The sequence below is a fragment of the Chamaesiphon sp. VAR_69_metabat_338 genome (genome assembly GCF_031423935.1).
Lineage (GTDB): Bacteria > Cyanobacteriota > Cyanobacteriia > Cyanobacteriales > Chamaesiphonaceae > Chamaesiphon.
The window spans coordinates 1-2,451 of sequence record NZ_JANPGM010000302.1 but is presented as its reverse complement, the minus strand read 5'-3'; the positions used below and the strand labels follow the sequence as shown (position 1 = coordinate 2,451).

Here is a 2,451-nt window from a genome sequence, read left to right as displayed (position 1 = left end):
GTTGCACCGATGACGACGAAAGGAAAGCTATACCCCAGTAGAATTCCCGTTCACTTTGATGGCAAAGATGGGCGGATAGTTTTAGACCAAATTCGCACGGTCGATAAAACGAGGCTGATTAAAAAGTTAGGTACGATCGATCCAGACGAACAGAAGGCTGTTTTGGGTACTTTGGTTGAGATGTTCTCGGAAGAGTGAGCAAAATCGCAATTAAATAAATAGACTGGGAGATACATGAAATAATTCTCCCAATACTTTGGCTTGTGCCTTGCTAATCGATCGCTTGCCATTGACTATCTCTGATACTACCCCTCTAGAGCCAATTACACCTACTAACTCCTCTTGCTTCATATTACGCGCTTCCATCAAATGTAATAGCATTTGCTCTGCGCCGACATTTGGCAATGGATAAGTAGTTTCTTCAAACTTTTCAATCAAAATAACTAGCAACTCCAGTAAAGCATCTTCTTCTGGGGTGCGTTGGCGATGCTCTAATGATTCAGCTAAGACAATCGCAGCTTCATTTTCTGCTTCAGTCTCGATCGCTTTAGGCTGATATTGAGCCAACAGATCGCCATAGACACTACGGTTAATAGTACGGGTCATCTTTCCATTTATCCCGATCGTATTCAGAGTGGGTTAATACATATTTAATATAAATGCGCTGCTTAGGATAGACAATGCTAGTAATTAAGCGATAATCATTGCCTTTGATGTTGAAAACAGTGAAGTTACCAACCACATCCGCTGCTGAATAGGTTTGTCTGACATCAATTAGATTTAGCCAATTGGATGATTTTGCGACCCGATACCATAAATCGAGTGGATCTGCCACGTCAGCATGTATTTTTGCAAACTCCAGCAATCTTTTTCGACTGATGATGCGCATGGATTGGAAAATGTCATGATGACTTTATATTCTCGTAATGAGAACATAAAGTCAAGCCTACTGAAATCTGTCCATTTATATACTTGAGCATCTAGCAAATTGTGCTAGCTTATCCAGGTAAAGCTCCCTCCACGTGCGATCGAATGGAAACCAACCCACAGCCGAAACCGCCTTTTAGCGAAACCAATGAGGACACCCCAGAGATCGGTGGGGGATTGCCCGTGATTGAGTATTGGGCGGAGAAAACGCTCTCGCCACAAGGCCCCAAACTTTGGCAAACATTGCTCCACAAGAGTGCTTGTCTATCTTGTTCGTGGGGTACTGGCGGACAGAAGGGGGGCTTTACCAACGAAGAGGGTGAAAAGCTCCAACGCTGTATGAAGAGTGTGGAGGCGATTACGGCAGAGATTCAGCCTGGGGTTTCGACGCATTTTTTCGATACCAATCCGATCGCGCGGCTAAAACAGTTATCTTCTTATGAAGCCGACAGGTTGGGGCGGTTGAGTTTTCCGGTGATTTTACGATCGGGTAGTTCGCACTACGAGCGGATTTCTTGGGACGAGATTTACTCGATCTCGACTGCGGCATTTCAAAAAGATCCAGAGCGGGTGGCTTCTTACAGTTCGGGACGCGGTTGCAATGAAGCGGCATTTATCTTGCAACTGATGATGCGCACTCTGGGTTCTAATAATCTGGCGGATTGCTCGGATTTGTGCCACGCGCCTTCAACGACGGCACTGAGTGAGATGTTCGGTACCAAGACATCGATCGTCAGTTTGGAAAACTTGAAGGAAGCTGATTGCGTGGTATTGGCGGGGGCGAATTCACCGTCCAATCATCCGCGTTTGATGAATGAGCTGATTAAGTTGCGCGAGAAGGGCGCGAAAATTATCATCATCAATCCGATGATGGAAATTGGGCTGGTAAAGTTTGGCTCACCTGCATTTCCAGTTAAGTCTTTGATTCCTGGATCGGATATTGCCTCGCTATATCTCCAGCCGATTCCAGGGAGCGATGTGGCGTTATTTGTGGGAATTCAGAAATCTTTAATCGCGCAGGGATTAGTCGATCGAGCGTTCCTGCAAGCGCATACGGAAGGCTGGGAGGAAATTTTAGAACAGGCGCAAAATCTCGACTGGGAGACGATTACGGCTACCTGTGGCGTCTCGCGCGTGGAAATCGAAACCGCTGCGACAATTATCGGTCGATCGCAGCGAGTCGTATTTGGCTGGGCGATGGGGATTACCCAGCAGACAAATGGGGTGGATAACGTCTATAGCATCGCCAATACTGCCTTGATAACTGGGAATGCTGGCAAAGTCGGAGCTGGCTTGATGCCCGTACGGGGGCATTCCAACGTCCAGGGCTTTGGTTCGATGGGCGTGACGGTAAAGCTCAAAGAGGAGATTAAGCAAGCCTTAGAGCGGCTGCTGGGGCGACCGTTGACGCTGCCCAAGGGCTATCATACCCGCGACCTAATTGAAGCGGCGGATGCCGAAAAAGTCGATACGCTGATCTGTGTTGGCGGCAATATTTATGGTGCTAACCCTAATTCGGCGCAG

The 2,451-nt window shown here is 47.3% G+C and carries 4 protein-coding genes; 2 read left to right on the top strand and 2 right to left on the bottom strand.

From position 1 onward, the window contains the following. The coding region (locus RMO84_RS08805) for a type II toxin-antitoxin system PemK/MazF family toxin (protein WP_310488103.1) at positions 1-198 on the top strand (198 nt) is incomplete at its 5' end. Between the two features lie 12 nt (positions 199-210). Here the strand turns inward: RMO84_RS08805 and RMO84_RS08800 are convergent. Together RMO84_RS08800 and RMO84_RS08795 are read right to left on the bottom strand one after the other, a co-directional pair. Next, the gene (locus RMO84_RS08800) at positions 211-606 is read right to left on the bottom strand and encodes a helix-turn-helix domain-containing protein (RefSeq protein ID WP_310488102.1); all 396 of its coding nucleotides are present in this window, start codon (positions 604-606) and stop codon (positions 211-213) included. Beyond that, on the bottom strand, positions 590-889 hold the full coding sequence (locus tag RMO84_RS08795) for a type II toxin-antitoxin system HigB family toxin (RefSeq protein WP_310488101.1): 300 nt from the start codon (positions 887-889) through the stop codon (positions 590-592). The genes RMO84_RS08800 and RMO84_RS08795 overlap by 17 nt, the downstream gene beginning before the upstream one ends. Positions 890-1,032: 143 nt before the next feature. On the opposite strand from RMO84_RS08795, the gene RMO84_RS08790 reads away from it, so the two are divergent. Further along, positions 1,033-2,451 (top strand): molybdopterin-dependent oxidoreductase (locus tag RMO84_RS08790; protein ID WP_310488100.1); only part of this gene is annotated, 1,419 nt, incomplete at its 3' end.

Excerpts from the sequence above, each read along its gene's own strand:
- RMO84_RS08800 (WP_310488102.1), bottom strand. The coding sequence starts at position 606 with ATGACCCGTACTATTAACCGTAGTGTCTATGGCGATCTGTTGGCTCAA.
- RMO84_RS08795 (WP_310488101.1), bottom strand. The coding sequence starts at position 889 with ATGCGCATCATCAGTCGAAAAAGATTGCTGGAGTTTGCAAAAATACAT.